This is a genomic window from Mesorhizobium sp. M7A.F.Ca.US.006.04.2.1 (genome assembly GCF_004022915.1).
Classification (GTDB): Bacteria; Pseudomonadota; Alphaproteobacteria; order Rhizobiales; family Rhizobiaceae; genus Mesorhizobium; species Mesorhizobium ciceri.
Genome location: NZ_RZQA01000707.1, coordinates 1 through 3,463, shown reverse-complemented (window position 1 = coordinate 3,463; position 3,463 = coordinate 1). Strand labels below are relative to the sequence as shown.

The 3,463-nt window shown below is 61.4% G+C and carries 5 protein-coding genes and 1 pseudogene; 2 read left to right on the top strand and 4 right to left on the bottom strand.

The features are described from left to right. The first annotated feature begins 106 nt into the window (after nucleotides 1–106). Nucleotides 107–1,024 carry an NADP-dependent oxidoreductase gene (locus EN925_RS28480; protein ID WP_127385450.1) on the top strand — a complete coding sequence of 306 codons (918 nt, stop codon included), beginning with the start codon at nucleotides 107–109 and terminating at the stop codon, nucleotides 1,022–1,024. 32 nt (nucleotides 1,025–1,056) lie between these two features. On the opposite strand, the gene EN925_RS28475 is transcribed toward EN925_RS28480, so the two are convergent. Beyond that, nucleotides 1,057–1,671 carry a hypothetical protein gene (locus EN925_RS28475; RefSeq protein ID WP_245483252.1) on the bottom strand — a complete coding sequence of 205 codons (615 nt, stop codon included), beginning with the start codon at nucleotides 1,669–1,671 and terminating at the stop codon, nucleotides 1,057–1,059. Between the two features lie 300 nt (nucleotides 1,672–1,971). Here EN925_RS28475 and EN925_RS28470 point away from each other — a divergent pair, with 300 nt between their 5' ends. Then, nucleotides 1,972–2,412 (top strand): DUF2267 domain-containing protein, encoded by a 441-nt coding sequence (locus EN925_RS28470; RefSeq protein WP_013530134.1) that lies wholly within the window; start codon nucleotides 1,972–1,974, stop codon nucleotides 2,410–2,412. Nucleotides 2,413–2,474: 62 nt separating this feature from the next. Here EN925_RS28470 and EN925_RS28465 read toward each other — a convergent pair whose 3' ends face one another. From EN925_RS28465 to EN925_RS40945, 3 genes and pseudogenes are all read right to left on the bottom strand, one after another. Further along, nucleotides 2,475–2,690: a hypothetical protein gene (locus EN925_RS28465; RefSeq protein WP_013530133.1), complete on the bottom strand. Its 216-nt coding sequence runs from the start codon at nucleotides 2,688–2,690 to the stop codon at nucleotides 2,475–2,477. Nucleotides 2,691–2,747: 57 nt separating this feature from the next. Further along, nucleotides 2,748–2,981, bottom strand: coding sequence for a hypothetical protein (locus EN925_RS28460; protein ID WP_127370095.1), 234 nt, complete (start codon nucleotides 2,979–2,981; stop codon nucleotides 2,748–2,750). Between the two features lie 180 nt (nucleotides 2,982–3,161). Then, nucleotides 3,162–3,463: pseudogene (locus EN925_RS40945) on the bottom strand (alpha/beta hydrolase); the annotation flags it as partial.

Here is a 3,463-nt window from a genome sequence, read left to right as displayed (position 1 = left end):
CCCCGGGAGGCCAGCGTGCCTGCCGCCGCAACCCCGGTTGCACAGCCGCTGACGACAGCCCTGCAGACAGCGTCGCCGACAGCCAGACAACAGGAGGTATGCCGACATGAAAGCAATCCGCATCCACGCTTTTGGCGGACCTGAGGTCCTTTCGATCGATCAGGTCCCCTCGCCTCAGCCGCTTGACGACGAGGTTGTGCTCAGGGTCCGCGCCGCAAGCGTCAATCCGATCGACTACAAGACCCGCGAAGGGTCGGTGAGCGAGACCCTGCCGGTCACGCTCGGGCGCGACGTATCCGGCACGGTGGAAATATGCGGTACGCGGGCGCATACGTTGAAGAAGGGCGACCCGTTGTTTGCGATGCTTGGTCATGACCGGGGCGGCAATGCCGAATATGTCGTGGTCAAGGCGACGGAGGCGGCTGCCAAACCGGATCGTCTAAGCCATGTCGAAGCCGCGGCGGTGCCGCTTGCCGGCATCACCGCATGGCAAGGCCTTTTCGATCATGGCGGCCTCAAATCCGGACAACGGGTTCTCATCCATGGCGGCGCCGGCGGCGTCGGTCATCTGGCGATCCAGCTGGCCAAGGCCGTGGGCGCGTGCGTCGCGACAACCGTTTCCGCCGAGGACGTCGTTTTCGTCCGTGAGCTTGGCGCCGATCAGACGGTCGACTACAAGAATCAGCGTTTCGAAGAGGTCGTCGATGCGGTCGACCTGGTGTTCGATCTTGTCGCGGGCGACACGCAGGAGCGCTCCTGGGAGGTGCTCAAGCCTGGCGGGACGCTCGTTTCCACGCTTTCCCAACCGTCGCAGGAAAAGGCAAACTTGCGTCGGGCGCGTGGCGTCTCCTACCTGGCCGAGCCGAATGCGGCGCATCTTGCCGAGATCGGCCGCCTCATCGAGGCCGGCAAGGTCACCCCCTTCGTGCAAGCCACCTACCCTCTTGGAGAGGTCGCCAAAGCGGAAGAACGGCTGGAAAATGAGCATGTGCGTGGCAAGATCGTGCTTGAGGTTTCCGCCTAGCGCGAGTTGATGCTCCTGCCCTCTCGAACGGGTTATCCGATCCGCGCCTTGCCGTCGCTGTCCGGCACGTTTGGAAACAGCACCTTCAGCTTGTGTTCCGCGCTTGCCCAACTGCGCCTGTGATGTTGCCACAGGCACCAGTTGCTCACCGCAAAAGCTAGAATGCCGACAGTCACGGCGAGACTGGCCGTCGAGCCAACGACGACCTTGAGCATCACGCCGGCAAAGACACCGGCGATGGCACCGTTGACGACATTCACCATCCCTGCGGTTCCGGCGAACGCTTGCCAGGGCCTTGGCTTGAGGCCGACATCGGCCAGCAGAGCCGTTTGGTTGTCATGGGTGGAGTGAACCAGATAGCGCGCCATCGAAGGGGTGAGCTCGGTGTAGCAGTGCCTGATGCGTGCCATGCCGCGGGCGTGGACCATGTCTTCGATGGCCACCTGCACAGCCCTGACGAATGTCACCAGCCCAATGAAGTAGAGGCACGGCAACAGGATCAGGCTGAACAGCATGAAAGGAAGCCCCATCCTCGTCACCTGGGCCACGAAAGCAAGGGCGATCGTGGCGCTGGATACCGAAGTCAGGAACAAATTTGCGCGCTGATTCGCCTCCTGAATAGTCGCCGCCCTGGCGGTCCCCAGCACCAAATGCTCCGTCGTCATCATCTGCAGGAGTTGCTGTCGGTTCTCGCCTTCATTGGTTTTTGTCTTCCTTGCAGGCATCGCAAAAAATCCGTTCAGGACGCGCTCCCCCAACCAGCTCCTCAAAGCCGCCCACCCAGGAACGAACTGCTTCGGAAGGGGTTCCGGCGCAACCAAGACCGCTACCGTGGATCCCGGGGCAGAGCCGGATCACAGGCCGAGCCAATTTTGTCGACAGATAGCGAAACGATTGTCCCTGAGCATCGTTTCGAAACCAGACATGAATTTGATGAGGAGGCGATGATGAGCGCTACCGGTTTGGATGTCTTTGACAGGACGCTGCAGACAACCAACATCTGGCTCGACGAGATCATGGACGATCATGGTCCGGATCGGCGAATTGCATGGCACATATTGGGCGCGGTCCTGCGGACCGTAAGGGACAGGCTGCAGATCGGGCTTGCGGCCAAACTTGGGGCGGAACTGCCGCTCCTGGTGCGCGGCGCCTATTACGACCACTACCGGCCCGCAGCCGAGCCGGACAAAACGCGCTCCCTGGAAAACTTCTCGCAGCACATCGGCGAGGAATTGAAATCGATCCGCCCCGTCGATCCCGAGGATGCAGCACGCTCGGTATTCCGAGTTCTTGCACGGCATATTGATCTTGGCCAATCGGCTAAGGTGCGCGATGCGCTGCCGAAGGAAATCCAGGCGCTCTGGCCTGAAAGCCTCGGTGTCAAATAGAGATGGTACGAATCTGACGGCTCCCCGGACAGCCAGGCCGAGGCTGGCGCCCCTGTCGGGCGTCAGTCCCGCAAACGGTTGGCGGCATGATCCTGATGCTGCTCGGTCGCAACCTGCCTGGAGTCCAAACCGCGTTCTTTGGAATGCTGTGCCTTGTCGCGATTGGACAGAACCTTGTTTTCTTCGAGCTTGTCTTTTGGCGTCACGGTCATGGCGCCTGTGCCGGAACCCTTTCCTTGTGAACCTGCTCCGATGTGCTTCTTGCTGCCGCGTGCCATGGGCTGCCTCCAATCTATGACGAATGTTCCAGGAGCGTTGCTGGTCCGTGACGCGCTTTAGTCGTCGGCACGGTTCTTGTGATGGGCGCTTTCCTGATTCTTGCCGCGAAGCATGTTGCGGTCGTCTGGATCGACGAGGTCCGGTGTGTCCGCTCCCTTGCGCAGTGCTTCGCGTTCCGCCGCTGATCGTTTCAGATCCGCCTCGGCATCAAAATCCTTGCCGGCGTTCTTTGTGTTTTCCCGCTCTTCAATGATGCGAATTTGTTGATCGTGGGTTTTGCGTCCAGTCATCGCTTTCCTCCGGCGTGTTCGTGTCGGCGCCCGAAAGTGGTGCGTCGCCGACCGTCTCTAAGGTCGGTTACGGCGTTTGCCTGGCCGAGCCTGCCTTCGTGCTGATAATGGCAAGGTGACGGGATCGTTCCGAAAGGCGTTGAAAAGCTTCTCGCCAGATGGCTCGGCTCGGCCCGGCGCTCACATTGACGCAGGCTCCGGCTGGCGCCCGCCCTTGTGAACCGCAGCGTCCTTTGAACGCTCGGCAACCGCCGGGCTGGTGCCGGATGCCTTTGCCGTCGCGGCACTCGGCTCCGCGCAGAAATCGATGACAGCCTGGATGAACTCTGCCGGATATTCGATGTTCGACAGATGGACCGCAGGCAGCACAACCAGCTTCGCGCCGGGCACCGTCGCGGCGATCAGCTCGCTGTGGCTGGCTGCCGTCACCGTGTCGTGCCGACCGGCGATCACCAGCGTCGGCCGGGGTATCAGTGCCACGG

What these genes read in the sequence shown, in the direction of transcription:
- EN925_RS28465 (WP_013530133.1), bottom strand. Translation starts at nt 2,690, where the DNA reads ATGGCACGCGGCAGCAAGAAGCACATCGGAGCAGGTTCACAAGGAAAG.
- EN925_RS28460 (WP_127370095.1), bottom strand. Translation starts at nt 2,981, where the DNA reads ATGACTGGACGCAAAACCCACGATCAACAAATTCGCATCATTGAAGAG.
- EN925_RS28480 (WP_127385450.1), top strand. Translation starts at nt 107, where the DNA reads ATGAAAGCAATCCGCATCCACGCTTTTGGCGGACCTGAGGTCCTTTCG.
- EN925_RS28470 (WP_013530134.1), top strand. Translation starts at nt 1,972, where the DNA reads ATGAGCGCTACCGGTTTGGATGTCTTTGACAGGACGCTGCAGACAACC.